This window comes from Pseudomonas sp. 3MA1, assembly GCF_029237275.1.
Classification (GTDB): domain Bacteria; phylum Pseudomonadota; class Gammaproteobacteria; order Pseudomonadales; family Pseudomonadaceae; genus Aquipseudomonas; species Aquipseudomonas fluorescens_AP.
Map to the genome: position 1 here is coordinate 116,185 of NZ_JAACFX010000004.1, position 26,070 is coordinate 142,254.

The 26,070-nt window shown below is 64.0% G+C and carries 27 protein-coding genes; 10 read left to right on the forward strand and 17 right to left on the reverse strand.

Features of this window, described 5'->3' with window-relative positions; all coding sequences use genetic code 11:
• Nucleotides 1-74: 74 nt before the first annotated feature.
• The 5 genes from GWQ44_RS13125 to GWQ44_RS13145 form a co-directional block, all read right to left on the reverse strand.
• Nucleotides 75-1,085 carry a membrane protein gene (locus GWQ44_RS13125; RefSeq protein WP_016967043.1) on the reverse strand — a complete coding sequence of 337 codons (1,011 nt, stop codon included), beginning with the start codon at nt 1,083-1,085 and terminating at the stop codon, nt 75-77.
• A 124-nt stretch (nt 1,086-1,209) separates the two neighbouring features.
• Nucleotides 1,210-2,097 carry a hypothetical protein gene (locus GWQ44_RS13130; RefSeq protein WP_275927519.1) on the reverse strand — a complete coding sequence of 296 codons (888 nt, stop codon included), beginning with the start codon at nt 2,095-2,097 and terminating at the stop codon, nt 1,210-1,212.
• Complete coding sequence (locus GWQ44_RS13135) at nt 2,094-2,558, reverse strand: hypothetical protein (protein WP_275927520.1); 465 nt, start codon at nt 2,556-2,558, stop codon at nt 2,094-2,096. The genes GWQ44_RS13130 and GWQ44_RS13135 overlap by 4 nt, the downstream gene beginning before the upstream one ends.
• A gap of 214 nt (nt 2,559-2,772) precedes the next feature.
• On the reverse strand, nt 2,773-3,072 hold the full coding sequence (locus GWQ44_RS13140) for a PsiF family protein (protein ID WP_103739539.1): 300 nt from the start codon (nt 3,070-3,072) through the stop codon (nt 2,773-2,775).
• A 71-nt stretch (nt 3,073-3,143) separates the two neighbouring features.
• A complete protein-coding gene (locus GWQ44_RS13145) occupies nt 3,144-3,932 on the reverse strand; it encodes a helix-turn-helix transcriptional regulator (protein ID WP_275927521.1) in 789 nt (262 codons plus the stop codon).
• A gap of 96 nt (nt 3,933-4,028) precedes the next feature.
• Between GWQ44_RS13145 and GWQ44_RS13150 the strand changes: the two genes are divergently transcribed.
• Nucleotides 4,029-4,931 carry a DMT family transporter gene (locus GWQ44_RS13150; RefSeq protein ID WP_275927522.1) on the forward strand — a complete coding sequence of 301 codons (903 nt, stop codon included), beginning with the start codon at nt 4,029-4,031 and terminating at the stop codon, nt 4,929-4,931.
• A 3-nt stretch (nt 4,932-4,934) separates the two neighbouring features.
• Here GWQ44_RS13150 and GWQ44_RS13155 read toward each other — a convergent pair whose 3' ends face one another.
• From GWQ44_RS13155 to GWQ44_RS13165, 3 genes are all read right to left on the reverse strand, one after another.
• Nucleotides 4,935-5,825 carry a triacylglycerol lipase gene (locus GWQ44_RS13155; RefSeq protein ID WP_275927523.1) on the reverse strand — a complete coding sequence of 297 codons (891 nt, stop codon included), beginning with the start codon at nt 5,823-5,825 and terminating at the stop codon, nt 4,935-4,937.
• Nucleotides 5,826-5,943: 118 nt separating this feature from the next.
• Nucleotides 5,944-6,249, reverse strand: a complete 306-nt coding sequence (locus GWQ44_RS13160; RefSeq protein ID WP_179598449.1) for a multidrug efflux SMR transporter — start codon at nt 6,247-6,249, stop codon at nt 5,944-5,946.
• Nucleotides 6,250-6,258: 9 nt separating this feature from the next.
• Nucleotides 6,259-6,897: an NAD(P)H-dependent oxidoreductase gene (locus GWQ44_RS13165; protein WP_275927524.1), complete on the reverse strand. Its 639-nt coding sequence runs from the start codon at nt 6,895-6,897 to the stop codon at nt 6,259-6,261.
• Nucleotides 6,898-7,022: 125 nt separating this feature from the next.
• Between GWQ44_RS13165 and GWQ44_RS13170 the strand changes: the two genes are divergently transcribed.
• Entirely contained in the window at nt 7,023-7,976 is a 954-nt protein-coding gene (locus GWQ44_RS13170) for a LysR substrate-binding domain-containing protein (RefSeq protein WP_275927713.1), read from the forward strand.
• A 110-nt stretch (nt 7,977-8,086) separates the two neighbouring features.
• Nucleotides 8,087-8,617, forward strand: a complete 531-nt coding sequence (locus tag GWQ44_RS13175) for a ferritin-like domain-containing protein (RefSeq protein ID WP_016967852.1) — start codon at nt 8,087-8,089, stop codon at nt 8,615-8,617.
• A gap of 66 nt (nt 8,618-8,683) precedes the next feature.
• On the opposite strand, the gene GWQ44_RS13180 is transcribed toward GWQ44_RS13175, so the two are convergent.
• Nucleotides 8,684-10,759 (reverse strand): AsmA family protein, encoded by a 2,076-nt coding sequence (locus GWQ44_RS13180; protein ID WP_275927525.1) that lies wholly within the window; start codon nt 10,757-10,759, stop codon nt 8,684-8,686.
• Between the two features lie 384 nt (nt 10,760-11,143).
• Between GWQ44_RS13180 and GWQ44_RS13185 the strand changes: the two genes are divergently transcribed.
• The 7 genes from GWQ44_RS13185 (at nt 11,144) to GWQ44_RS13215 (ending at nt 16,434) form a co-directional block, all read left to right on the forward strand.
• The gene (locus GWQ44_RS13185) at nt 11,144-11,599 is read left to right on the forward strand and encodes a hypothetical protein (protein WP_275927526.1); all 456 of its coding nucleotides are present in this window, start codon (nt 11,144-11,146) and stop codon (nt 11,597-11,599) included.
• A gap of 167 nt (nt 11,600-11,766) precedes the next feature.
• On the forward strand, nt 11,767-12,399 hold the full coding sequence (locus tag GWQ44_RS13190; protein WP_016967858.1) for a TetR family transcriptional regulator: 633 nt from the start codon (nt 11,767-11,769) through the stop codon (nt 12,397-12,399).
• 281 nt (nt 12,400-12,680) lie between these two features.
• Complete coding sequence (ureE, locus tag GWQ44_RS13195; protein WP_060842341.1) at nt 12,681-13,181, forward strand: urease accessory protein UreE; 501 nt, start codon at nt 12,681-12,683, stop codon at nt 13,179-13,181.
• The gene (locus GWQ44_RS13200; RefSeq protein ID WP_275927527.1) at nt 13,178-13,852 is read left to right on the forward strand and encodes an urease accessory protein UreF; all 675 of its coding nucleotides are present in this window, start codon (nt 13,178-13,180) and stop codon (nt 13,850-13,852) included. Before ureE ends, GWQ44_RS13200 begins: the two co-directional genes overlap by 4 nt.
• 9 nt (nt 13,853-13,861) lie before the next feature.
• Complete coding sequence (gene ureG / locus GWQ44_RS13205; RefSeq protein WP_103739548.1) at nt 13,862-14,476, forward strand: urease accessory protein UreG; 615 nt, start codon at nt 13,862-13,864, stop codon at nt 14,474-14,476.
• 37 nt (nt 14,477-14,513) lie between these two features.
• On the forward strand, nt 14,514-15,086 hold the full coding sequence (locus GWQ44_RS13210; protein WP_275927528.1) for a HupE/UreJ family protein: 573 nt from the start codon (nt 14,514-14,516) through the stop codon (nt 15,084-15,086).
• Nucleotides 15,087-15,294: 208 nt separating this feature from the next.
• Nucleotides 15,295-16,434, forward strand: a complete 1,140-nt coding sequence (locus GWQ44_RS13215; protein ID WP_275927529.1) for an AGE family epimerase/isomerase — start codon at nt 15,295-15,297, stop codon at nt 16,432-16,434.
• 49 nt (nt 16,435-16,483) lie between these two features.
• Here the strand turns inward: GWQ44_RS13215 and GWQ44_RS13220 are convergent, their stop codons facing one another.
• The 8 genes from GWQ44_RS13220 to GWQ44_RS13255 all read right to left on the reverse strand — a co-directional run bounded on the left by GWQ44_RS13220 (nt 16,484) and on the right by GWQ44_RS13255 (nt 25,996).
• Nucleotides 16,484-17,389: a cation transporter gene (locus GWQ44_RS13220; protein WP_275927530.1), complete on the reverse strand. Its 906-nt coding sequence runs from the start codon at nt 17,387-17,389 to the stop codon at nt 16,484-16,486.
• A gap of 222 nt (nt 17,390-17,611) precedes the next feature.
• Nucleotides 17,612-18,373 (reverse strand): SDR family oxidoreductase, encoded by a 762-nt coding sequence (locus GWQ44_RS13225; RefSeq protein WP_199011542.1) that lies wholly within the window; start codon nt 18,371-18,373, stop codon nt 17,612-17,614.
• A gap of 882 nt (nt 18,374-19,255) precedes the next feature.
• Nucleotides 19,256-19,972: an ABC transporter ATP-binding protein gene (locus GWQ44_RS13230; protein WP_016967871.1), complete on the reverse strand. Its 717-nt coding sequence runs from the start codon at nt 19,970-19,972 to the stop codon at nt 19,256-19,258.
• The gene (locus GWQ44_RS13235) at nt 19,969-20,841 is read right to left on the reverse strand and encodes an ATP-binding cassette domain-containing protein (RefSeq protein WP_016967872.1); all 873 of its coding nucleotides are present in this window, start codon (nt 20,839-20,841) and stop codon (nt 19,969-19,971) included. Before GWQ44_RS13235 ends, GWQ44_RS13230 begins: the two co-directional genes overlap by 4 nt.
• Nucleotides 20,838-22,133, reverse strand: coding sequence for a high-affinity branched-chain amino acid ABC transporter permease LivM (gene livM, locus GWQ44_RS13240; RefSeq protein ID WP_275927531.1), 1,296 nt, complete (start codon nt 22,131-22,133; stop codon nt 20,838-20,840). Before livM ends, GWQ44_RS13235 begins: the two co-directional genes overlap by 4 nt.
• Before the next feature lie 2 nt (nt 22,134-22,135).
• Entirely contained in the window at nt 22,136-23,050 is a 915-nt protein-coding gene (locus GWQ44_RS13245) for a branched-chain amino acid ABC transporter permease (RefSeq protein ID WP_011058967.1), read from the reverse strand.
• A 161-nt stretch (nt 23,051-23,211) separates the two neighbouring features.
• Nucleotides 23,212-24,348 carry a branched-chain amino acid ABC transporter substrate-binding protein gene (locus tag GWQ44_RS13250; RefSeq protein WP_016967874.1) on the reverse strand — a complete coding sequence of 379 codons (1,137 nt, stop codon included), beginning with the start codon at nt 24,346-24,348 and terminating at the stop codon, nt 23,212-23,214.
• Nucleotides 24,349-24,712: 364 nt separating this feature from the next.
• Nucleotides 24,713-25,996 (reverse strand): FAD-binding oxidoreductase, encoded by a 1,284-nt coding sequence (locus GWQ44_RS13255; protein ID WP_275927532.1) that lies wholly within the window; start codon nt 25,994-25,996, stop codon nt 24,713-24,715.
• Between the last annotated feature and the right edge of the window lie 74 nt (nt 25,997-26,070).

A 26,070-nucleotide genomic window follows, 5' to 3' on the forward strand; every position in this document is an offset into this window, starting at 1 on the left:
GGCAAGCCACAAGTAAAGGCAAGAGCGCAGTCGGCTTTAGCTTGCGGCTTGAAGCTGCAAGCTTGCCGCTGCTGTTACACCAAGCCTGCCAGTTTCAATTCGCTTTTCAGGTAGGCGTAGTAGATCGGCCCTGCCACCACGCCGGGCAGGCCGAAGGCGGCCTCGAACACCAGCATCGCCAGCAGTAGCTCCCAGGACTTGGCACTGATCTGCCCGCCGACGATCCGCGCGTTGAGGAAGTATTCCAGCTTGTGGATAAAGATCAGGTAGCCCAGCGCCGCCACCGCCACCCAGATCGACAGCGACAACCCGACGATGGTGATCAGGGTGTTGGAGATCAGGTTGCCGATCACCGGCAACAGGCCCAGCAGGAAGGTCAGCACGATCAGGGTCTTGGTCAGCGGCAGCTTGACCCCGAACAGCGGCAGGATCAGCGCCAGGAAGATCCCGGTGAAGAAGGTGTTGAGCAGGGAGATCTTGATCTGCGCGAAGACGATGTTGCGAAACGCCTGGACCAGCAGGTGCAGGCGATCGAACAGCGCCGCCGCCAGGGGCTTGCGCTTGGTCAGGTCGGGGATGCGCTGCAAGGCGATGATCGCCCCCAGGACCATGCCGATCAGCAGGGTCACGAACATGTGCGCCGCGTCCTTGCCCACCAGCTGCAACTCGCTCAAGTGCTTGCTGGCCCAGGCGCCGATGGCCGCCTGGAACTCCGCGGCACTGGCCGGCAGGTAGGAATCGAGGAACGGCGGCAACTGGCCCCGGGCCTTGTCCACCACCACCATGAACTTGCCCAGCGAGGCGCCGGGGTTCTCCGCTTCATGCAACAGGAAACTGATGGCCCCGGCGAACAGCAGGGTCAGCAGACTGACCACCAGCGTGCCCAGCAGCGCCACCGCCAGCCAGCGCGCGCGCCGGCCTTCGATCAGCCGCTGCAATTGCGGGGTGAGCATGTTGACCAGCTCGAACACCAAGAGACCCGCCAGCAGGCTGGGCAGCAGACGCAAGGGCAAGGCCAGCAACAGGCCACCGAAGATGATGATCCAACTGATGAACAACAGATGACGCTGTGAAAACGCTGGCATATAGCCTCAAGACAAACAGCGGGAAAAGACCGGCAGTCTGCCAGCCTTCACCCCCGAGGAATAGTGGCAGGCGCCGTAAGGACGCGGGCTTACAGGGTACTGGAGTGTTGTGACAGACGAAGGTTCAGTCGCTTTTGGCCTGAGGCACCGGGGCTGAAAGGTCGGGCAGCGGCACGTCGTAGCCGCAGTAGTGCAGGCGGGTCAACGTCAGGCGCTTGTCCGGGTAGTCATCGCCCCATCTCAGGTTCTGGTCATAGCGCGACTTGATGTGGGCACAAGCCTTTTGAATATCGGTTCGAGCCTTGGCCAGCACCGGCGCCGGCAAGGGGTTGATCTTCAGACTCTGGAAGAACGGCACGATGAACACCTGATCCAGGTCATAGCCCTTGCTCCCCAGGGGCAGGCGCTGGCCGGCATGGACATAGAAAGGCTGTTGCAGGCCGCTTTCCTGTTCCCAGCACCAGTACTTGACCTTGTCTTCGAGAATGCCCACCGCGGTCCCTTCCCAGCGCTCATAGGAGCGCAGGCATTGATAGCCCTGCATGCTCACCCAGTCGAGACTGCTGGGCTTGACACCGGTATGGGATGGCAGCGCCTGCCTGGCCAGCAGATCCTCAAGAAAGGCCTGCTGCGGATAGAGCAGACCATCCCCCCAGCCATCGAGAAAGCTGTTGACCCGCATGTAGAGCCCGGAAGCCGTCACCTGAATGTCCCCATAGGAGAAAGATCCCGAGGTGCCGACCGACAGCGCATCACGGCCCTTTTCATAGGTGAACCCGCCAGTGATGGTTCCGCACTGCGCATGCCGATAAGGCCCGGGCAGGTCGAAGGAGTAACGCTGCATCAGAGTGATCCGCTTCGCGCTTTCCGTGCACAGCATCCGGCTGTCCAAGCGATCATTTTCGTAGACCAGAGGGGGCGTCATGCAACCGCTGATGATCAGCAGAAGTCCGCCTGCCAGTGCGCGCTCGATAGCGCGGCGCATGCTCATGGCCAGAGTCATCAGGCTCATTCCTGATATTTGCTGATAAACGAATACTTGCTCCCCGCCGCCTCGACGATGGCCCGCATTTCCTGCTCCTGCGCCGGCTCGCCGACAAAGAACACCCAGACCCGAGGAAACTGCTGATCACTCAGCGCGCCGCCGACAATCGCCTTGTCCAATGCCGGGTTGGCGCCGAATATCACCAGCTTTCTGTTCAGCTCTGCAGACACCATGCGGAACATGTCGCGCATGCCAAAGCGCTCCATGCCTCCCCCCGCCACGATCATCAGGCGATCGGGAAGCACGCCGTGACTGTTGATCCGGGTAACGGCGAGCGGCAAGGCATCCTGGAATTGCGGGGAGCCATCGCGGCCCTGTTGTATAGCTGACGCCACGTCAGAGAAGACCTCGTCCTGGCTTTTTTGACGGGGAGCAGAGGCACACCCGGCAAGAACACAACACAGCAAAACCCACAGAACTCTTTTCACCGTCACTTCCCTATGCAATTGCTGGCCAGCTCCAGGCGCTGACCCTCCATCAAGGCGTCGAACATCCGCCCCCTCGCTTCGGACGAAGCGCCAAGGATCATAAACACAATGACGGAATGCGGCTGAGAAAAAACCGCCATGAGCAACGAGACGCGCGGCAGATGAGCCTCCCCAAGGCATGACGGGGAGGCGCAATGACAGTATCGACCGGGGTTTATTTCTTCTTCAGGCAATCACTCATGAACGCCTTGCGCGCATCGCCCTTGAGGGCCTTGGCGGTGGCGTCGGCGTTGCAGCTCTTCATTCTTTCCTGAGGCGTGGAAGGGGTCGCGGCAGCGGCCGGGGCGGCCTTGAGGCAGGTGCTCATGAAGGCCTTGCGCTCGTCGCCCTTGAGGCTCTTGGCGGTGGCTTCGGCGTTACAGCTGGTCATCTTGTTCTGCTGGGCAGTGGCGGCAAACCCCTGGGAGCACAGCAACAGGCCCACCATCAACAACGGAATACGCAACATCTTCATGGAGTTTTCTCCTTGTCACCGCGCCGACGGGCACGGCCTCCTGCGCAGTGTAGACAAAGCCTGTTACACCTTCATCCGTTCTGCAGGCCGGCCCGGCGATATTGCTCGGGGGTGCAGCCGGCCTGGCGCTGGAACATCGCGATAAACGCCGAGGCGCTGCTGTAGCCCATGTCGAAGGCGATTTCCTGGATGCTGCGCGAGCTGTCCAGGGCCTCGATGGAGGCCAGGAAGCGCTGGCGCTGGCGCCATTCGCCAAAGCTCATGCCCAGCTCGCGCACGAACTGCCGGGCCAGGGTCCGTTCGCTGACATGGGCCTGCCGTGCCCAGTGCGCCAGGGGCAGTTGGTTGCCCGGCTCGGCCTGCAGCGCCTGGAGCACCCGCAGCAGCTCGGGGCTGCTGGGGTAAGGCAGGTAACAGGTGTGCACCGGGGCCTGGCGCAGTTGGTCCAGCGCCACCTGGGCCAGGCGCTGGTCGGCCTCGCCCTCGGGGATCTGCACGTCCCGGGCGGCGAAGTCCTTGAGGATCGCCTTGAGGATCTCGCTGATGGCCAGGGTGCTGCCCTGCCGTGGCAGCTCTGTGCACAGTTCCGGCGCCAGCAGCACCGCCCGGTAGTTGATCGGCTGCGAGGTGTAGAAGCTGTGGGGCGTCTGCGGCGGCACCCAGACCGCGTATTGCGGCGGCGACATGAAACGTTGCCCGGCGATCTCCATGTGCATCACGCCGTGGGCCGAATACTCCAGGCAGCCCCAGGGATGACGGTGTTCCAGGGCGTGGCTGTGGGCGGCGAAATCGGCATAGCGGAAGTACACCGGCGCCGGCAGGCCGTGGAAATCCAGAAGGTCGATGTGTTTTTTGCTCATGCTGTCCGGATGTCGGGGCGGGTTGTCCGGTTCGCAGTATAGGCATTGATCCGGACAGGCGGATAATCGGCCCTCACACATTCTCTGGTTGTTTGCATGCAATACGCTTATCCCCTGCTGGCCATCTTTATCTGGGCCGGCAATACCGTGGTCAACAAACTCGCCGTGGGCGCGATCTTCCCCGCGGAGATCGGCTTCTATCGCTGGTTGCTGGCCGGCCTGCTGTTCACCCCCTTCATGCTCAAGCCGGTGATCGGCCACTGGTCGTTGATCCGCCCCAACCTGTGGCGCATCGCCGTGCTCGGCGTGCTGGGCATGGCGGTGTATCAGAGCCTGGCCTACTTCGCCGCCAGCCTGACCTCGGCCACCAACATGGGCATCATCCTGTCGCTGATGCCCTTGATGTCCCTGGCCATGGCCATCGCCGCCCTGGGCCAGCGCCTGAGCGCCGGGGCCCTGGTGGGCGCGGTGCTGTCGTTTGCCGGGGTGCTGGTGGTGGTGTCCTCCGGCAGCCTGAGCGCGCTGCTGCAGCACGGGGTCAACCTGGGGGACGCGATGATGCTGGTGGCCACCCTGGCCTATGCGGTCTACAGCACCCTGCTGAAGAAATGGCAGCTGCGCCTGCCGCCGTTGGTGCTGCTGTATCTGCAAATACTGGTGGCGGTGGTGGTGCTGCTGCCGTTGTTCCTGGCCTCGCCGAAGGTCGGGCCGACCTTGCAGAACATTCCCCTGGTGCTCTACGCCTGCCTGCTGGCCTCGATGCTCGCGCCCCTGGCCTGGATGCAGGCGGTGGTGCGCCTGGGGCCGAGCCGGACCACGCTGTTCTTCAACCTGCTGCCGTTGATCACCGCGCTGATCGCCGCGGTGGTGCTGCATGAACAGCTGGCCTGGTTCCATCTGGTGGGTGGCGTGCTGACCTTGGCCGGGGTGGTCCTGTCGGAGCGCTGGACCACCGTGCTGCGGCCGTTCGCCGGCAAGCCGGCTCCGGGTCAAGGCTGAAGGTCAGAGGCCGGCGGCCTTGAGGCGCTGGGCATGTTCGACAAACAGGCGGATCGGCTCCGCGCCCTTGCCCACCAGGCCCAGGGATTGGTTGACGATATCGAAGTGATCCAGGGGGTAATCGTCGCCGATGACCTGCCCCAGATGGGAGCTGTAGCGCCCCACCATGCCGTCGCACTGGCCGGCCTCGCGGACGAAGGTCCGGGCGAACAGGCGGCAGCTGCGGCTGGTGCCGTCGAACAGGTTGCGTCCGCGATTGGTCTTGCCCGGCTGCAAGGTGCCGGACCAGGAGTAGTAGCGCACGCCGTCGACCTGTTCCGGCCCCTGGCCGCCCCAGCTCGTCGGCAACCCCTGGGGGTACTGGCGGTTGAACAGGGCCACGCCCTCGGTGGTCAGCGACTGGTGCGAGGCGTGGATATCCACCGGCAGTTTCGGCCCGCGATAGCCGGTTTCCAGCAGCGTCATCAGGGCCGCGATCCCCCGCAATATGGCACTCAGAATGCGCCCCTTGAAGCTGTGGGCCGGGGAATCCCGCGCCAGGTAATCCGCCAGTTCGGAACCGTGGTTGGGGCCCGCCACCGAAGTCACCGAGGCAATCCAGTCCGGGCGTTTGGCCGCCGCGTAGCGGGCGGTCAGCGCGCCCTGGCTGTGGCCGATCAGGTTGACCCGGGCAGCGCCGGTCTCGGCCATGATCCGCTGGACCTGGGCCAGCAGCTGTTCGCCGCGCACCTCGCTGGAGTTGAGCGGCGACACCTGTATCGCAAACACCTGAGCGCCACCTTGGCGCAAGGCCGGAATGATGCCGTACCAGTAGGGATACAGCAGCAGGCGGACAAAACCGAGCATGCCGGGCACCAGTACCAGGGGGTAACGCGTGGCAAGCTCTTGGGACATGCGGGGACATCCTTGTGCGAAGGCGGCGGGGCTGGCTGAAAGCTAGACCATAACCAAGGCCATCGTCAGCCCCTATGACGCTTTGGCGACAAACCGATGACAACCCGGCCCCGAGTTGCTACTTCAGCCCCACCACCCCGGCCACGATCAGCCCTACCGACAGCAGCTTGACCGGCGTCAGGCTTTCCCCGAGCAGCACGAACCCCAGCAAAACCGTGCCCAGGGAGCCGATGGCGGTCCAGATCGGGTAGGCCACGCTCACCGGCAACTCGCGCATGGCCAGGGTCAGAAAGTAGATGCCACCCACCGCCGCGACCACCGTCAGCAGCGATGGCCAGGGCCGGGTAAAGCCTTCGGCATACTTCATGCCCATGGCGAACGTGACTTCAAAGGCCGCCGCCAGCAGCAGGCATATCCAGGCCATGGCGCCACCTCAGAACGTGCGCGCCAGGGCCAGCAGACGCTGCTGCGCCTCGGCACAGGACTGTTGGAAACGCTCGGGCAGCGACTCCTCGCCTTCTGCCGCGACCACCGTCACCTCCTCGATACCGATGAATCCCAGGGCCGTACGCAACCAGCTGTCGGCGTGGTTCAGCGCTTCATGCTCGCCCCCGGGACCGAAGCCGCCACCGCCACGACTGGTGACGATCAGTACCTTCTTGCCCTGCACCAAGGGCTGGTACTGGGCCACGCCGTTTTCCAGCTGGGTGTTGAAGGTCAGCCCCAGGCGCACGATGTGATCGACCCAGGCCTTGATCCCGCTGGGCACGCTGAAGTTGTGCATCGGCGCCGAGATCACCAGGCGCTGGTGGCCGAGCAACTCACCGACCAGCTCGTCACTCAAGGCCAGGTCCGCCTGCATCGACAGCGGCCGCGCTTCGGGCTGTGGATAAAACGCCGCGGCGATAAAGGCTTCGCTGACATGGGGCAAGGAACCCCGCCCGACTTCGCGCCGGGTCAGGCTTGCCCCGGGATTGGCCTGTTGCCAGGCTTGTAGAAAGTCATCGGTCAGACGCCGACTGTGGGAGCGCTCGCCTCGGGGGCTGCCGTGAATCGCAAGAATTGTGCTCATCTGCTTTCTCGTGTACGGATTGACTGTAGCGGCCTTGAAACCGGCCATGTTCCGCGTTAAAGCTAGAGCTACCGCGACTCACCCACAAATGAGTAAACATTCACTTGGATGAACTCAATTCATCCATGGAGCCCGTCATGTTCGCCCACCTGCCCCTGACCGCCCTGCGTACCTTCGAATCCGCCGCGCGCCTGCTGAGTTTCAAGGCCGCCGCCGAGGACCTGTCGGTGACGCCCACCGCGGTGTCCCACCAGATCCGCAGCCTGGAGCACTGGCTGGGAGTGCCCCTGTTCCAGCGCCTGCCACGCCAGGTACGCCTGACCGAGTCCGGCGAACGGTTGTTCCACAGCCTGCATGGCGCCCTGCTGGATGTGACCCAGAGTGTCGATAGCCTGCGCCCCAGCCCCAGCGCTGCGCAGTTGACGGTTTCCACCACCGCGGCCTTTGCCGCCCTGTGGCTGGTGCCGCGGCTGGGACGGTTTTACACCCGGCACCCGCGCATCAGCCTGCGCCTGGACACCCGTTGCGAAGTGGTGGACCTGCAGCAGGACGCCAGCATCGATGTGGCGATCCGCTATAGCCAGGATGACTACCCGGACCTCCACGGCCTGTGCCTGTTCGATGAGCGTTTCGCGGTCTATGGCGCGCCCCAGCAAGTGGCCCTCGCGCACCAGCAGCGACCGCCGCTGATCAGCGTGCATTGGCGCAACTCACGGCTTTACGCCGACGGCTGGCAGGCCTGGTGCACCCTGGCCGGAGAACCGTGGCTCGACGACCCGGCGCTGATCCGCTCCTACGACGAAGAGCAATACGCCCTGCAAGCCGCGATTGCCGGCCAGGGCCTGGTGCTGGCGAGCAATATCCTGGTGTCCCAGAGCGTGGCGAGCGGCCTGCTGCAACCCTATCGCCCGCAGGTCCAGGTGGACGGTGCCGGCTACAGCGCCCTGTGCGTGCCGGGCCGTGAACGCCATCCGCCGGTGAAGGCCTTCCTCCAGTGGCTGCAAGAGGAATCGCTGCTGGACGGGCATCCGCCCCTGGCGCGCGGCGGCGCCCCAGGCCGGTCAAACAGCGCGGACTGAAGGTGCCGGCCTATCGGATAAAACTTTTTGCCGCGTCCGGGACTCACACCCCTGTAGCGATCAGGTCGGCAGAGCCTGACGCCAAACGGATTAGCCCCCAGGAGATCGACATGAGCGACAAGCATTTATCTGATGTGCAAAGCCTGCGGCAGCGGGCCCGCCAACACGTGGAAAACGGCGCCGTGACCGAAGGCTACAACGCCGACCGCGAGGAGGTGCTGCGCCTGCTTAACGCGTCGCTGGCCACCGAGCTGGTGTGCGTCCTGCGCTACAAGCGCCACTACTTCATGGCCAACGGCCTCAAGGCCAGCGTGGCGGCCGACGAGTTTCTCGAACACGCGACCCAGGAAGCCGAGCACGCCGACAAGCTGGCCGAGCGCATCGTCCAGCTCGGCGGCGAACCGGAATTCAATCCGGACCTGCTGTCCAAGCACTCCCACGCCCAGTACGTGGCCGGCAACACCCTGAAGGAAATGGTCTACGAGGACCTGGTGGCCGAACGGATCGCCATCGACAGCTACCGCGAGATCATCCAGTACATCGGCGACAAGGACCCGACCACCCGCCGCCTGTTCGAAGAGATCCTGGCCCAGGAAGAAGAACACGCCGACGACATGGCCGACATCCTCAACGACCTGTAGCGCCCTCCCCCAAGCCCGCTCCTGCCTACCGCAGGCGCGGGCTCGCCCGCGAAGCTCCCCTGCCGCTTACTTGCCCGGCTTCACCGTCACCGGAGCCTTGCCCGAGCGCATCTGCTGCAGCAACGGCGCGCACTGATTGGGTTCGTCGCCGCTGGGCGCCACCAGCGCCAGCAGTCCCGCCGCCGGCCCGGCGATCACCCCCAGCGCCACCATCCCGGCCCCGCGCAGCACCAGCGGCACCGCCTTGACCCCGGCGTTGGGCTTGCTGAACTTGCCCTGCACATACAGCGGTGAGCGCAGGGAGAACAGGCGCAGCCCCTTGGATTCCGGGGTGATGGTCAGGTCCAGTTGCTCGCTGGCCATGTTGGCGGTGCCGTCGATGTAGATGATGGCGTTCTCGGTGTCGAAGACGAACAGTCGCGAGGTCGCCAGGCCACTCTTGATGCCGAAGTCGGCGGCGGCGCAATTGATCTTCACTTCCTTGTCGCCAAACATCTTGCCGACCACATAGTTGCCGACGTTGAGTCCGGCGATTTCCATCAGGCTGCGGCTGATGGCGCCGTCGTTGATCAGCATCTTCAGGTCACCGTTGGCGCTGCCCAGCAAGGCCGCCACCGAGTTGCCGCGCCCGGCGATGTCGGCATCGCCATTGAGCTCGCCGAAGCTGGTCTTCATCGGTTCGAACCCCGGGAACAGCTGCTTGAGCTTGAAGTTGCGCGCGGTCAGCCTGGCCCGGCCTTCCAGCGGTGTGGCCTGCCCGTTGAGGCGCACCTGGGCATCCAGCTTGCCGCCGGCCACGCCGAAGCGCAGGGGCTCCAGGCTGAGCTGGCCGTCATTGAGCACCAGGTGGGTGTAGAGATCGGTGAACGGCAGATCAGCGCTGTGGACGATGCGCTTGCCGGTGAACTCCACATCGGCATCCATATCGCGCCAGCGCTCGGTACGAAACTCTTCCACCGGCAGCACCTTGTCCGCCGGCTGCTTGCTCTCGCCGCCCCGGGCCTTCTGCTTGGCGTTGGAGTCGGCACCGATCAGCGGCGCCAGGTCGCTCATCAGCAACTGGTTGGAAACCAGCGCACCGCTGAGCTTGGGTCGCGGCTGGCTGGCGACGTAGGTCAGGTTGCCGTGGATGTCGCTGTCGCCGATCTTGCCGTTGAAATCCTGGTAGCTGAAGGTCGCGCCCGCCGGGTCGCGCAGCTTGGCGGTCAGGCGGCCATCGGTGGCATAGGGCGGCGAATCCGGCAGGGTCACGCCGGTCAGCGGATAGAGATTGCCCAGGCTGGAGCCCGCCAGTTTCAGGCGCAGGTCCAGGGCACCGAGGTTCAGCGGGTCGGTCAAGCTGCCACGCAACTCGACCTGGGTGGCGCCGATCTGCGCCTGGGCCTGCAACGGAAACGGCTGGCGGCCGTCCTGCAGGGCCAACAGCCCGCCGATCTTGCCGGTGCCGGCGAGCTTCTGCCCGTGGTACTGGCCCTTGACCTTGAGCGCGAAGGCATAGGCCTGGGCTTGAGCGCCTTTCTCGGCGACTTTCTGCGCTTCGCTTTCGCCGACGATGTCGCTGAAGGGGATGGGCTTGCCGAGCAACTCCACTTGCAGGTCGAGCTGGGTGTTCAGGGTCTGGTCATCCAGGGTCACGTGGCCCTTGTCGAAACCGATGGCGCCGATATCCAGCGTCCAGCTGGAGGGCTCGGCGTCAGGGTCCTTCGGGTCGAACTTGAAGGTCCAGTTGGCGCGACCGTCTGCCAGCCGCTGCAGGGCGGCGTCGGGCTCGGTGAGATCGATACGCGGAATGCTGACCCGCCGCAGCAGCAGGGCCAGGGGCGAGATGCGCAGCTCGACCCGCTTGAGGCTGACCATCTGCGGCGCCTTGGACCAGTCCGGATTGCCCAGGGTCAGGTCCTGGGCCACCACGTGGGGCCAGGGCACCCAGGCGCGCCAGCCGCCCTCCTCAGGCTCGCGCTGCCAGGCCACCGACAAGTCGCCATTGATCGCGAAGGGCCGGTGCAGTTCCTCGGACACCTTGGCGTTGAGGGTGGGTTTGATCCGGTTCCAATCGAAGAAGGCAATCACCAGTACCAGCACGGCCAGTAGCAGGATCAGACCGGAGAGGGTCCAGGCAAGAATTTTACGGGTGCGCGTCATTGCACGAGGCTCCTGAAGACAGCTGAGCGCCAGATCACGACGCATCGGTGAAATGCCGGCGGAGAATCCCCGGCCATGAAAACTACGACTGATAAAGCCCACACAGGTTTAATCCGGGCGCCGGCTCAGGCGAAAAAAACCGATTTCCTGATCGATCGGACAACCCGGTGTTACCTCGCCCTGCCCTGTTGCGAAGCATGAGTGAGTCGAAAATACCCACTGCGGTGCAAACGCCATCGGCGCAAAGGCCCGGGCTAGAGCCTTGCAGGCAAACAATCAATTTCGTTGATTATTACCATTGTGGTTATGAACTTTTATATCGAATTAGCGGCGGTAACATTAGCTCCGTACCCAATTTATCGCCCTGCCAAGGAGCCACCCATCATGAAACGCCACATCTTACTGAGCCTGACCCTGTCCATCCTGGCCGCCAACGCCTTCGCCCTGCCTGCCGCCGAACAAGCCACTCCGCAGGTCAAGGCCAGCCACAGCGTGTTCAGTCAAACCCTGGCTGAAGGCGGTTCGGATCGCCTGATCGAACGCAACAAAGTCGCTGCCGACGGTTATGACCGCACTCCCCAAGGCCAGAGCATTGCCGAGGACGGCTATGATCGCACCCCTCAGGGCCAGAACGTTGCCGAAGATGGTTACAACCGTACTCCACAGGGTCAGAACGTCGCTGAAGATGGCTACGATCGCACCCCACAAGGTCAAAACGTAGCTGAAGGCGGCCGTGATCGCCTGGAAGAGAAAGGCCTGGTGGAACGCACGCCTCAAGGCCAGACCGTTGCCGAAGGCGGTGCCGATCGCCTGGCCGAACGTCATCAAGCAGCGAGCTGAGGCCATGCTGGCCCTGAAAAAAGCCCGATCCCTGGATCGGGCTTTGGCTTTTATGGAGCCCGGTTGTTGAGCCTTGCCCACCCCGCCCTCGCCTGACACGGGTTCGACTCCGGCAAAGTTGATTTGCTAGAGTGCGCCGCTCCTCTTGAGCAAAGAACACCCCTCCGATGCTGCCCCGCGCCGAACAGAAGCAACAGACCCGCAATGCCTTGATGGATGCCGCCCGGCATCTGATGGAGTGTGGTCGTGGTTTCGGCAGCCTGAGCCTGCGAGAAGTGGCCAAAGCCGCCGGCATCGTGCCCACCGGTTTCTACCGGCACTTCAGCGACATGGACCAGCTGGGCCTGGAACTGGTCAGCGAGGTCGGCCAGACCTTTCGCGAAACCATCCGCCTGGTGCGCCACAACGAATTCGTCATGGGCGGCATCATCGACGCCTCGGTGCGGATCTTCCTCGACGTGGTGGAAGCCAAGCGCGCGCAATTCCTGTTTCTCGCCCGTGAGCAATACGGCGGCTCGCTGCCGGTGCGCCAGGCCATCGCCAGCCTGCGGGAGAACATCAGCTCCGACCTGGCGGCCGACCTGACCCTGATGCCCAAGCTGCAGCACCTCAACGCCGCCGACCTCGGGGTGATGGCCGACCTGATCGTCAAGAGCGTGTTCGCCACCCTGCCGGACATCATCGATCCGCCGGCTCAGGCCCTGCCCGAGCACCTCACGCCCCAGGCCAAGATCACCCAGCAACTGCGCTTCATCTTCATCGGCCTGAAACACTGGCAAGGCCTGGGCAGCACCGAGTAACCCGCCGCTCCGCTTCCGCTATGGTTCTGCGCGCCCCGCTCAAGGGTGCGGGTTTGCGCCTGGGCGCCGACCTGGCACCGGATTGCGGCAAAAATATTTCCAGCGCACCAACTCGGTGCTATAAATCAGCACAGCGCGCCATTTTGTAACAAGATAAAACAAGGTTTTGCCCCTTTTTCAGGCGCAGTTCCGGTGTCGGCAAAGGGGTTTTCCTCTCCTCCGAGCGATTGGCAAGGCCCTTGCTCTGGCTTGTGCATCGCTCATAGCTGGAAGCTCCCCCGATGCTGGTGATCCACCGCAGAACCGCTCCCCAAACCGCCTGGTCCGCCGAGCTGCACCTGACGTACGAGGCGCGCAGCAAAAGCCGCCTGCGCTGTTTCAGTGCCGAGGGCGAGGACGTCGGCCTGTTTCTCGAACGAGGCCAGCCGCCGCTGCACGACGGCGAGTTTCTGGAAGCCGAGGACGGGCGCATCGTCAAGGTCTGCGCCCGCCCGGAAACCCTGCTGCACGTCACCTGCCGCAATGCCTTCGAACTGACCCGCGCCGCCTATCACCTGGGCAACCGCCACGTGGCCCTGCAAGTGGGCGATGGCTGGCTGCGCCTGCTCGATGACTACGTGCTCAAGGCCATGCTCGAACAGCTGGGCGCCAGCACCGACACCATCGAAGCGCCGTTCCAGCCCGAGCATGGCGCCTATGGCGGCGGCCACCATCATTCGCGCCACGGCGATGAAGACTTCAACTACCCGCCGCGCCTGCACCAGTTCGGCGTCCGTCCATGAACCCGGCCTGGGCCTTGTTGCGCCTGGCCAGCCCGCAGTTGCCGATTGGCGGCTACAGCTATTCCCAGGGCCTGGAGATGGCCGTGGAACAGCAGCGCGTGCATGACCCGGACAGCGCCCGCCGCTGGATCGGCGACCAGCTGCTGCTCAACCTGGCGCGCTTCGAAGCACCGCTGTTGCTGGCCCACTGCCAAGCCGCCGCCGACCAGGACTGGGGGCGCTTGCAGCACTTGTGCGAAGCCCACCGGGCCAGCCGCGAAACCCGCGAGCTGTATCAGGAAAGCCGGCAGATGGGCTATTCCCTTAAGCAATTGCTGGAAGGCCTGCCGGAGCTGGACAGCGGCGCCCGGGAGCTGCTGGCGCGCCAGGACGAACCGCACCTGGCCCTGGGCTGGGCCCTGGCCGCCCGCGCCTGGAACATCAGCCCCGCCGATGCCCTGGCCGCCTGGCTCTGGAGCTGGCTGGAAAACCAGCTGGCAGTGCTGATGAAGACCCTGCCCCTGGGCCAGCAAGCCGCCCAGCGCCTGACCAGCGAGCTGCTGCCGCAGTTGCAGCAGGCCCAACGGCAGGCCGCGAACCTTGACCCCAACCACCTTGGCAGCGCCGCTTTCGGCCTGTCCCTGGCGAGCATGGCCCACGAGCGCCAATACAGCCGCCTGTTTCGTTCCTAGGAGAAACTCATGAACGCACAACCTCTGCGGGTCGGCATCGGCGGCCCGGTGGGCTCCGGCAAAACCGCCCTGACCCTGGCCCTGTGCCTGGCCCTGCGCGAACGCTACAACCTGGCGGTGGTGACCAACGACATCTACACCCGCGAAGACGCCGACTTCCTGGTGCGCAATGAGGCCCTGGCCCCGGAGCGGATCATCGGCGTGGAAACCGGTGGCTGCCCGCACACCGCGATCCGCGAAGACGCCTCGATCAACCTGGAGGCGGTGGACCAGTTGAACCGGCGCTTCCCCGGGCTCGACCTGATCCTGGTGGAGTCCGGCGGCGACAACCTCTCGGCCACCTTCAGCCCTGAACTGTCGGACCTGACCATCTACGTGATCGACGTTTCCGCTGGCGACAAGCTGCCGCGCAAGGGCGGCCCGGGGATCTGCAAGTCCGACCTGCTGGTGATCAACAAGATCGACCTGGCGCCGCTGGTGGGCGCCTCTCTGGAAATGATGAACAGCGACACCCAGCGCATGCGCGGCGGCAAGCCGTTCGTCTTCAGCAACCAGAAGACCGGCCAGGGCCTGCAGGACATCATCGCCTTCATCGAACGCCAGGGCCTGCTGACCGCGGCCTGAAACCGAACCTGAAAAACGCTCAACAAGGAAGCCACTCATGACACTGAAATCACTCTTCGGCGCCCTGGCCCTGCTGCTGACCCCGGCCCTGGCCTTCGCCCATCCGGGCCACGGCGACAACGGCCTGATGGCCGGCATCAGCCATCCCATCGGCGGCCTCGACCACTTGCTGGCCATGGTTGCGGTCGGCCTGTGGGCGGCCCAGCAGCAAGGCGCGGCGCGCTGGGCCCTGCCCTGCACCTTTGTCGGCACCATGCTGATCGGCGGCCTGCTGGGCTTCGAAGGGCTGCACCTGCCGGCCCTGGAAAGCGGCATTGCCGCGTCGGTACTGGCCCTGGGCCTGGCCGTGGCCCTGGCGGTGCGTCCGCCGCTGAGCCTGGCGCTTGCCGCCACCGCGCTGTTTGCCCTGTTCCACGGCGTGGCCCACGGCCTGGAGCTGCCGGACATGTCCAGCCCTTGGGCCTATGCCGCCGGTTTTGTCGCGGCCACTGCGGCCCTGCATGCCGCCGGTTATGCCGTGGTGCGGGTACTGCCGCAGGCGGCGGCGCCGCTGGTGCGCCTGGCCGGCGCGGCCTCGGCCGCCACAGGCGTGTGGTTGCTGGCAGGCTGATCCCTGCCCTCTTCTGTAGGAGCCGGCTTGCCGGCGAAGGCGGTCTTGCGGGCCTCGTTCGCTGGCAAGCCAGCTCCTGCAAGGCTGAGGTGAGTTTTCGGCCGCCTTCGCTGGCAAGCCAGCTCCTACAGGCTCGCTGGCAAGCCGCCTTGCGGGGCTTCTCTGATAACATGTCGCGCACTCAAACCTGCCGTGACGACGCCAGCCAATGCCCGATGTATCCCGCTCTGCCTCCTCGCCTGAATCGCACGCGCTGTTCAACGCCGTACAGCAGCATTTCCACCAGGTGATAGTGCCGCTGTGGCAAGGCCCGGGCTGGAATCCGCAACTGGCTCTGCCGTTCGAGGCGCTGGATGCCGAGCAGCGGCCGCTGCCGCCGCAGCGCTACCGGGCCATGGCCTGCGCCCGCCAGTTGTATCTGTTCTCCCAATTGATCGGCGATGCCGCCGCGCCCTTTGCCCAGGAGCGGGCCGCCGCGTTGTTCCGCTCGTTGCAGCGGCACTTCCACGATGCCGAGCACGGTGGCTGGTTCTACAGCATCGATGCCGACGGCGCGCCGCTGGATCGGCGCAAGGATCTCTACACCCACGCCTTTATCCTCTTCGCCTGCGCCCACTACTGGGCCAGGGTCCGCGAGCCGCTGGTGGAGTCGGTGCTCAATGCCGCCCTGGAAGTAGTGGCCCTGCGTTTTGCCCGGGGCGACGGCCTCTATGAAGCCAGCCTCGATCAGGATTGGTCACCGCTGGGCGGCGGCCCGCTGCAGAATCCGCTGATGCACCTGGCCGAAGCCTTCCTCGCCACCCTGGCGGTGCGTGACGACCAGGCGGTGCAAGACGCGCTACTGACCCTGTGCCAGGCCATGCAGCAGCACTTCATCGAGCCACAGCACGGGGTGATGATGGAAAAACCGCTGGGGGCTGTGGATAACTGGTTCGAGCCCGGGCACCAGTTCGAGTGGTATTTCCTCCTGGCCTCGTCACCCCTGCTGCGTGGCAGCGCGCTGCATCAGTCGCTGGAGCGGGCGTTCGCCTTCACCGAGCAGTTGGGCGTCGAGCCGGACAGCGGCGCCGTCTGCGCCATGCTCGAACTGCCGCCCCAGGCCAGCGTCAAGGACGCCACCCAGCGCATCTGGGCCCAGGCCGAATACCTGCGCGCCCTGACCTTGCGCCCGCACAGCCAGGCCACCCTGCTACGCCAGCTCCAGGCGCTGCACGCGCATTTCCTGCATGCCCGGGGCTGGAATGAATGCCTGGACAGCCAGGGCGCGGTCAGCCGGCGGGACATGCCGTCGACCACGCCATACCACCTGGCCACCTGCTATCGCGGGCTGGCGGACTATTTCGCCTGAAGCCTTGCGCCCTTAGGGATGGGCGTGCCCGCGCAGCAGGCAACGCCGATCAGACGATCCACTTGCGATCCCCGGTAAAGCTGATGGTCAGCCAACGCGCGGCATCGGCCTCGCCCAGCTGACTGGAAAGCTCCTCGCGCACCTGGTCCAGCGTCGCCACGTTCTGCAGCGGATAGTCCGCCGGCAGGACGATGTGGATCTCGATGAAACGCGCCCGGCCGTGCTTCTGCACGTAGGAAATGTATTCCTGGAAGCCATAGGCGACCACGGCCTCCTCCATCACGCTGCGCACCTTCTCATCCAGCTGGTCCGGAGCGATGCCCAGCACATCCCGCAACGCCGGCCGCAGGATCTTCAAGGCCGGTGGCAACATGCTGATGGCCAGCAGGATCAGGATCGCCGGGTCGACATACACCGCCCAGCGGTCATGCCCGTACTGCTTGAGCAGCAAGGCCGTGACAAAGCTCACCAGCAGCCCCACCGAGAGCATGGCGTCCACCAGCCAGCTGATGTTGTCGAACTGGATCAGCGACGATTTGAGCGTGCGGTTACGCCGGCGCACATAGAAGAAGTAGGCGAACTCCGCCACGGCGAAGAAGGCGGCATAAAAGATCACCAGCCCCAACTCGACTTCTCGGCCACCGTTGATGATGCCGAACACACCGTTGAGGAAGGCATAGATGGCAATCAGCAGCAGGAAGCTGCCTTCGATCAGCAGCACCATCGGCTCCAGATGCCAGAAGCCGAACTGGAAACGATGGTTGCTTTCCTTGGCGATCAACCGGGCGGTGATCAGCATCAGGACCTTGATGAAGGTCGCGATCAGGGAAAAGAAACCATCGAACAAAATGGATTGGGCGCCAGAAACAAAACCCGTGACGATACCGGCGATCGCCACGGCGAACATCAGTACGGTCGATTGTTTGAGCAGAACCTGCTCACCTCGGTTACTCACGATTCCTCCTATCGAACTTCAAAAACACCGCCTCCAGTGAGGCGGCAGCGAAATTTCGGGGCGGAATTCTACCTTGCCAGGGCTGACCTTTAGCTGAAACGAATCAGCTTATGTGTTTCCGAGTACAACTGTAGTCGCTGCCGAGCCATGGCGAGGCTGCGGTCGCCGAGGGCCTGCAACCACCGGAGGGCCTGGCGGCCCTGTCGCAGCCTGCGGCAGCGGCTACACCTTGCGTTCAATGGCGAAACCGGCCCAGGTCTGGCTTACCGGCATCAGCTCCAGACTGTTGATGTTGACGTGGGCCGGCGTGTTGAGCACCCAGAAGATGGTGTCGGCGATGTCCTCGGGCTGGATCGGCTCGGCGCCGGCATAGGTGGCGTCATAGCGCGCCTGGTCACCGGCGAAACGCACCAGGGAGAACTCGCTTTCGCACAGGCCCGGCTCGATGTTGGTCACTCGTACCCCGGTGCCCTGCAGGTCGCAGCGCAGGTTCAGGGAGAACTGTTTGACGAAGGCCTTGCTCGCGCCATAGACGTGGCTGCCCGGGTACGGGTAGTTGCCGGCGATGGAGCCCAGGTTGACGATCCCGGCGCCCCGGCCATGGGCGATCAGCCGCGGCAGCAGCAGGCGGGTGCTGTACATCAGGCCCTTGATGTTGGTGTCGACCATGGTGTCCCAGTCATCCAGGTCGCATTTGGGCGCCGGGTCGACCCCCAGGGCCAGGCCGGCATTGTTGATCAGGCCACGCAGCTTGCCGAAGGACGCCGGCAGATTGGCGATGGCGTTCTCCATGGCCTTGCGGTCGCGCACATCGAGCACCAGGCCGTGCACTTCGGTCTGCTTGGAAAGCTCTGCGCACAGCGCGTCGAGGCGCTCTTGGCGACGACCGGTGAGCACCAGCGACCAACCGGCCGCGGCAAAACGCCGGGCGCAGGCTTCGCCAAAACCGGATGTCGCGCCCGTAATGAACAGTGTGGAAGTCATGGTGTTCTCCTTGCTGGGTGGCGAGCCGCCGTGTCGATAAAAAAGCGTTTCGCAGCATGCCCGGCCCGGCTCCGGGCGGCAACAGAAGCGCCGGATCCCCCGGGCGACTGTACAAAAAACGCTCACCGCCCTGAAAGGCACAGCAGACGCGGCCTGCAGCCAGCTGCGCGCACCTTATCCACAGGCCGGTCCACAGTCTTTGGGGGCAAGTGCAGATCCCGCAAAGCCACTGTGCACAAGGCCTGTAGCCGATCACGAGAAGTTTTTTGCTTGACCCGCAGCAGTCGTCCGTGCACCCGCCGCCGGCAAAGATGACCGCGCGGTCAAAGTGCATAAGGCCAGAGGCCAGCAACCACGCTGCTCAGCGCGGTCTTTCCAGAGTTTAGTCACAGACTTATCCACAGGCTTATCCAAGCCTTTGGCAGGGTCTGGCTGCGACAATAAAAAGGTTGACAATTGCGTCCACGAGCCACTCCAAAAGCCCTGGTCAAAAAACACACAATCGCCTGCAAGCCACGTAAATAAAGGCCTTCAGCCAGCTACTCCCACGTTACCCACAGCCCGCTCCACAGCAAACGGGGACAAGTCAAAACGGTGGAAAAACAACTGTTTGCAGCGTCTTTATGCCGCGCTTTACCAGCTTGCGAATAATGTTGTCCACAATTGTCCTACGTGAGTGGCCCTTGTCCGAACGCACTCTGCCCAAGCGCGCAGCAGCCGGCTTGCCGACGCACCTCGAACCCACAGCCGCCGCTGGATAGCGGCCATCGGCGCGGGTCGTTGCGCTGGCCGGCCAGCGCCTGCAAGACGGGTCGCCGCTGTGGATAAAAAATGCCCCGGCGGCGGGAGCCGGCGGGGCATTTTTATCCACACAGCGGGCCGTCAGTGACCGCCCAGGTAAGCGTTGCGCACCTCCTCGTTGACCAGCAGCTCCTTGCCAGTGCCGCTGAGGCGGATCTCGCCGTTGACCATCACGTAGGCGCGATCAGAGAGCTTCAGCGCGTGGTTGGCGTTCTGCTCCACCAGGAAGATGGTCATGCCGGTGGCCGCCAGCTCGCGCAGGGTGGCGAAGATCTGTTTCACCACGATCGGCGCCAGCCCCAGGCTCGGTTCATCCAGCAACAGCAACTTGGGCCGGCTCATCAGCGCCCGGGCAATGGCCAGCATCTGCTGCTCGCCGCCGGACATGGTCATGGCCCGCTGGGTACGCCGTTCCTTGAGCCGCGGAAACAGCTCGAACATGCGCTGCATGTCCTCATTGGCGTACTTGTCGCCAATGGGAATGGTGCCCATCAGCAGGTTCTCTTCCACGGTCATGTCGGGGAACACCCGGCGCCCTTCCGGGGACTGGGCGATGCCGTTGGAGGCGATGTAGTGGGACGACTTGTGGGTGATGTCCACACCGCGATAGAGGATCTGCCCGGACTCCGCCCGGGGCTGGCCGAAAATCGACATCAGCAGGGTCGATTTGCCGGCGCCGTTGGAGCCGATCAGGCTCACGGTTTCCCCTTCGTTGATGTGCAGCGAGACTTTCTTCAGGGCCTGGATCGGGCCGTAGTACACGTCCAGGTCCTTGAGTTCGAGGATAGGTTGACTCATACCAGCTCCTCTTCGTCGGCACCCAGGTAGGCGGCGATCACCTTCGGATCGTTGCGGATCGCCTCCGGTCCGCCCTCGGCGATCACGTTGCCGTGGTCGAGCACCACGATGTGGTCGGAAATACTCATCACCATGCCCATGTCGTGTTCAATCAGCACCACGGTCAGATCGTGCTCGTCGCGCAGCAGCCGGATCATCGCGCTCAGCGCTTCGGTTTCCTGAGGGTTGAGGCCGGCGGCCGGTTCGTCGAGGCAGATGATCTGCGGCCGGGTGCACATGGCCCGGGCGATCTCCAGGCGCCGTTGCTGGCCGTAGGACAGCTCGCCGGCCAGACGGTTGGCGCAGTCCACCAGGTCCACCACTTCCAGCCAGTAGAAGGCGTGGTCCAGGGCGGCGCTTTCGGCCTTGCGGTAACCCTTGGTGTTGAGGATGCCCGACAGCAGGTTGCGGTTGACCCACATGTGCTGGGCCACCAGCAGGTTCTCCACCACGGACATTTCCTTGAACAGGCGAATGTTCTGGAAAGTCCGCGCCAGCCCGGCCCGGTTCACCAGGTGGGTGCCGCCGAACATCTTGTAGTACAGGCGGCTGGCGAAGCTTTTCGGCGACACGAAGTCGCTGGCGCGAAACGGCTCGCCCAAGAGCTTGATGACGTTGGTCTGCTGGCCCCGGGTATTGAGCTCGATGCGCCCGCCGGAGGCCTTGTAGAAGCCGGTCAGGCAGTTGAACACCGTGGTCTTGCCGGCGCCGTTGGGGCCGATCAGGGCGAAGATCGAGTTGCGCTTGACCTTCAGGCTGACGTCGCTCAGGGCCTTGATGCCGCCGAAGTGCATCATCAAATTCTCGACCGAAAGAATGTATTCGCTCATGGCGCGTTCCCCTCAGTCAGAGCACCTTTGCGTGGAGTGACCCCGGTACGGCTGATGCGGATCAGCCCTCGCGGTCGCCAGATCATCATCAACACCATGAGAATGCCGAACAGCAGCACCCGGTACTCGGAGAAGCTGCGCAGCAGCTCCGGGGCCACGGTCAGGACGAAGGCCGCGATCACCACGCCCACCGTGGAGCCCATGCCCCCCAGGACCACGATGGCGAGGATCAGCGCCGACTCGAAGAAGGTGAAGGAGGACGGGTTGACGAAGCCCTGGTAGCTGGCAAAGAACACCCCGGCCAGACCGGCGGTGGAAGCGCCGATGGTGAAGGCCGAGAGTTTCACCAGCACATGGTTCAGGCCCATGGCGCGGCAGGCGATCTCATCCTCGCGCAGGGCTTCCCAGGCCCGGCCCACCGGCATGCGGGTCAGCCGGTGCTTGATGTAGAGCACCAGCAGCACAACGATGAACAGCACGATGTAGATGAACAGGAACTTCAGGTTGGGGTTGTATTCCAGGCCGAAGAACTCGTGGAACGGCACACCGCCGTCCTTGGCCTTGCGCCCGAACTCCAGGCCCATGAAGGTCGGCGAAGGCACCGGCATGCCATTGGGGCCGCCAGTGAAGGACAGCCAGTTGTTGAGCACCAGGCGGATGATCTCGCCAAAGCCCAGGGTCACGATGGCCAGGTAGTCGCCGTGCATTCGCAGCACCGGGAAGCCCAATATGCACCCCGCCAGCGCCGCGGCAATCGCCGCCAGGGGCAGCACGGTCCAGAAGCCCAGGCCCAGGTACTGGTAACCCAGGGCCAGGCCGTAGGCGCCAATGGCATAGAACGCCACGTAGCCCAGGTCCAGCAGCCCCGCCAGGCCCACCACGATGTTCAGTCCCAGGCCCAGCAGCACATAGATCAGGCCGAGGATGACCACGGTCAGCAGGTACTTGTTGGCGAAGAACGGGAACACGATGGCGATCACGATCAGCGCCGGGATGATCCAGCGCAGCCGCGACTTGTAGTCCGGCGCCAGCACATGCACCCCGGAACCGGTGGTCTCGAAGCCCTGGAGAATCTTCAGGCCCTTGGGGGTTTGCAGGAACAGGCTCAGGGCCAGGCGGCCGGCCATGACGATCGCCACCAGCCACGCCACGCGAGTCGGTTGCAGGTTGAAGCTGTAGCCGTCGAGCACCACGCCCACGATGGGGCCGAAGACGATCAGCGAGATCAGCCCGGCGAGCACGGCGTCGATGACGCTCTTTTTGATATCAATCGGTTTATTGGCAGCAGACATACTTACACCTTCGCCACGAGTGGGCGACCCAGCAGGCCTTGGGGACGGAAGATCAGGATCAGCACCAGCAGCGAGAAACTGAACACGTCTTTGTAGTCGGAGTTGATCAAGCCGGAGAACAGCGACTCGGAGATCCCGAGGATGATCCCGCCAAGCATCGCTCCGGGCAGCGAACCGATGCCGCCGAGCACCGCCGCGGTGAACGCCTTGATGCCGATCACGAAGCCGGCATAGAAGTCGAAGGTGCCGTAGTTCATGGTGATCAGCACCCCGGCCAGGGCCGCCATGGCCGCGCCGATGACGAACACATAGGAGATCACCCGGTCGGTGTTGATGCCGAGGATCGAGGCCATCTTGCGGTCTTGCTGGGTGGCCCGGCACATGCGCCCCAGCTTGGTGTACTTGATGATGTAGGTCAGCAGCGCCATGCCGGCGAACGCCGCCACCAGGATGAAGATCTTGGTGTAGGTGAGTTGCACGAAGCCGGTGCCGATGTCGACTTTCCAGGCCCCGGCCAGCAGGGTCGGAACCCCTTGCTGCTTGGCGCCCTGACTGATCTGCGCGTAGTTCTGCAGGATCAGCGAGATGCCGATGGCGCTGATCAGCGGTGCCAGGCGGGTGGAGTTGCGCAGGGGTTTGTAGGCCACACGCTCGATGACCCAGCCGTAAATCCCTGTCACCACCACGGTGAAGATCAGGGTGCCGAGAATGAGTAGCGGGAAGGATTCGATGCCGAAGTAGGCCAGCAGAGCCAGACTGATTGCCGCGAGGTAAGCGGAAATCATGTAAACCTCGCCGTGGGCGAAGTTGATCATGCCGATGATGCCATAGACCATTGTGTAGCCGATGGCGATCAGACCATAGACAGACCCGAGGGTCAGTCCATTGATCAGTTGCTGCAGGAAAATACCATCCATAACGCAATCTCACGGACTTGAGAGACGGCACAGGGCGTCAGCGACGGGCAGGGATCACCGGCCCGCGCAACACGTCCGTTGTGCAGCTCTACGAGAAAAGGCAAGTACTGCACGAACACGAACCGGCACCAGGGGGTAGTACCGGTTCGCTCGGACTCAGGTCACTTCTGTTTTTCCAGCTGGTGGTACTTGCCGTCCTTGTCCCACTGATAGACCACGTAGTCGGAGATCTTCAGGTCGCCCTTGGCGTCCCAGGACTTCTCGCCCATCACGGTTTTCACCGGATTGGCCTTGAGCCATTTGGCGGCGTCTTCGCCCTTGTTGGATTTGGCGCCGTTGAAGCCGGCGGCCAGGGCCTGGACCGAGGCATAGGCGTACAGGGTGTAGCCTTCAGGCTCGGTGCCGGCCTTGCGGAAAGCATCCACCACCGCCTTGCTGTCGGGCAGCAGGCGTGGGTCGGCGCCGAAGGTCATGTACACGCCGTCAACGTATTGCGGGCCACCGGCGGTGGTCACCAGCTCGTCGGTCACGATGCCGTCGTCGGACATGAACTTGACGTCCTTCAGGCCCTGCTCGCGCAGCTGGCGGACCAGCGGACCGGCTTCCGGGTGCAGGCCGCCGAAGTACACCACGTCGGCGCCAGCAGCGCGGATCTTGGTCACCACGGCGCTGAAGTCTTTCTCGCCACGGGTCAGGCCCTCGTACAGCACCGGGGTCACGCCGCGCTTGGTCAGCTGTGCCTTGGTGGCGTCCGCCAGGCCCTGGCCGTAGGTGTCCTTGTCGTGCAGCACCACGACTTTCTTGCCCTTGAGCACGTCGACGATGTAGTCGCCGGCGACGATGCCCTGCTGGTCGTCACGCCCGCACATACGGAACATCGCGGACAGGCCGCGCTCGGTGACTTGCGGGTTGGTGGAGCCCGGGGTGATGGCAATCACGCCGGCGTCGCTGTACACCTCGGAAGCCGGAATGGTCGACGAGGAGCAGAAGTGCCCGACCACGCCAGCGACCTTGTCCTGGTCCACCAGACGGTTGGCCACCGCCACCGCCTGCTTCGGTTCGCAGGCGTCGTCGCCCTTGACCAGCACGATCTTCTCGCCGTTGACCCCGCCCTTGGCGTTGATCTCGTCAGCCGCTGCCTGTGCACCCTTCATGTACTGCTCGCCAAATGCCGCATTGGCGCCTGTCATGGGACCCGCTACACCGATCTTCAGGTCGGCTTGAGCAAACGCAGAAACACCCAGCGCAGTTGCCACTGCGAGGGCCAGAAAGCCTTTCTTGTAAAACGTCTGGGACATGAGGTGGTGCTCCAAGGTTTTTTTAGTTGGCACTGCGACTTCACTAAGGTTGCTCAGAGCAAGCGCCGTGCCAGTGGTTTTTTATTCTGAAAAAAGTCGCTGTCTTATTGTTATTTCGACTGTTTCGAGCCCTTTTTTATTGGGCGTGCAACCGTCTAAACCGCGGAAGGTGAAACCCTGCTTTTTAATGGGCGCAACCCATGCGTGCCATCATTGCAACCGCGACACAATTCAACGTGCAACCTTGCTGTAACAGCCCGCGTCACCGAACTGCACACTGCTGGTGCGGGACTGCTACGAGCCGCACCATTACAGGCTAGTCGCTGCATCGAAAAGCGTCGTCTGCGGCTATTTATTTCCTTGTTCAGATCACGATCCGCAGGCACTGGCCCGCGTGATAGAGGGAAAAACCGGCTTCGTACAGGCAACTGCGCAGGCCCACGCCGGCCAGGGGTTGCATGGGTGCGAAGGGAATCGGCAGTGCCTGGGGATCGCCGTTGCACAGGTAGTCGGCGAAGGCCTTGCCGACCACGGTGCCGGTGGTCACCCCACGGCCGTTGTAACCGGTGACGGCCACCAGGCCGGGGGCCGGTTCGAACAGGCGCATCAGGTGATCGGGGGTGAAGGCGATGCAGCCGGTCCAGGTGCATTCCCACTGCACCGGCTTGAGGTAAGGGAAGTAGTGCTGCTGCACCCGGTCGGCCCAGGCCTTGAGGAACCACAGAGGCTTCTGGTTGCCATTGCCCAGGCTGCCCAGCAGCAAGCGCCCATCGGCATCCCGGCGGATACTGCTCAGCACCTGCCGGGTATCCCAGGAGCCCTGGCCACCGGGCAGGATCTGCCGGGCCGCCTCTTCGGTGAGCGGCGCGGAAGCCACCTGGTAGTAGTAGCCGGGGAAGAAATTGCGCCGCAGCTCGGTCCAGTCGCCTTCGGTGTAGGCGTTGGAGGCGATCACCACCTGCTCGGCCAGCACCGAACCCTGCTCGCTCTGCACCGACCAGCGCTGGCCCTGGCGCTCCAGGCGGGTCACCGGGGAATGGTCGAACAGCTGGCCGCCGAGCTTGACCGCGGCCTTGGCCAGCCCGGTGGTGTAGGCCATCGGATTGAGGGTGCCAGCACGCCGGTCGAGCAGCGCGGCGGCGATCTTGCGGGTGCCGGTGGCCTGCTCGCAGGCCGCGCCGGTCAACAGCTCCACCGGGGCGCCACGGCGCTTCCATTGTTCTTCGCGACTGCGCAGGTCGGCCTCGCCACGGGCGTTATGGGCCATGTGCAAGGTGCCTTCGCGGCGCAACTGGCAATCGATCTGGTACTTGTCCACCAGGCTGAACACCAGGGACGGCGCGGCGCCGAGCATGCGGTTGAGCTGGCTGCCCACCTGCTCGCCGAAACCGGCCTCGATCTCGTCCGGCGGGATCCACATACCGGCGTTGACCAGCCCGACGTTGCGCCCCGACCCGCCCTGCCCCGCGCGATGAGCCTCGACCACGCAGACCCGCTTGCCCTGCTCCAGCAGATGCACCGCCGCCGACAGGCCGGTGAAACCGGCGCCGATGATGCACACATCCGCCGTCAGCTCGCCCTTGAGCGGGGCGTTGTCAGGCCGCTGCGGGGTCAGTTTTTCCCATAGACATTGTTCTTGTAGCGCCATTGCCAGACTCCGAAATCAACGAACCACAGACGCTGAAACGCATTGACCGCTGTTCGCCAGCAAGCTGGCTCCTA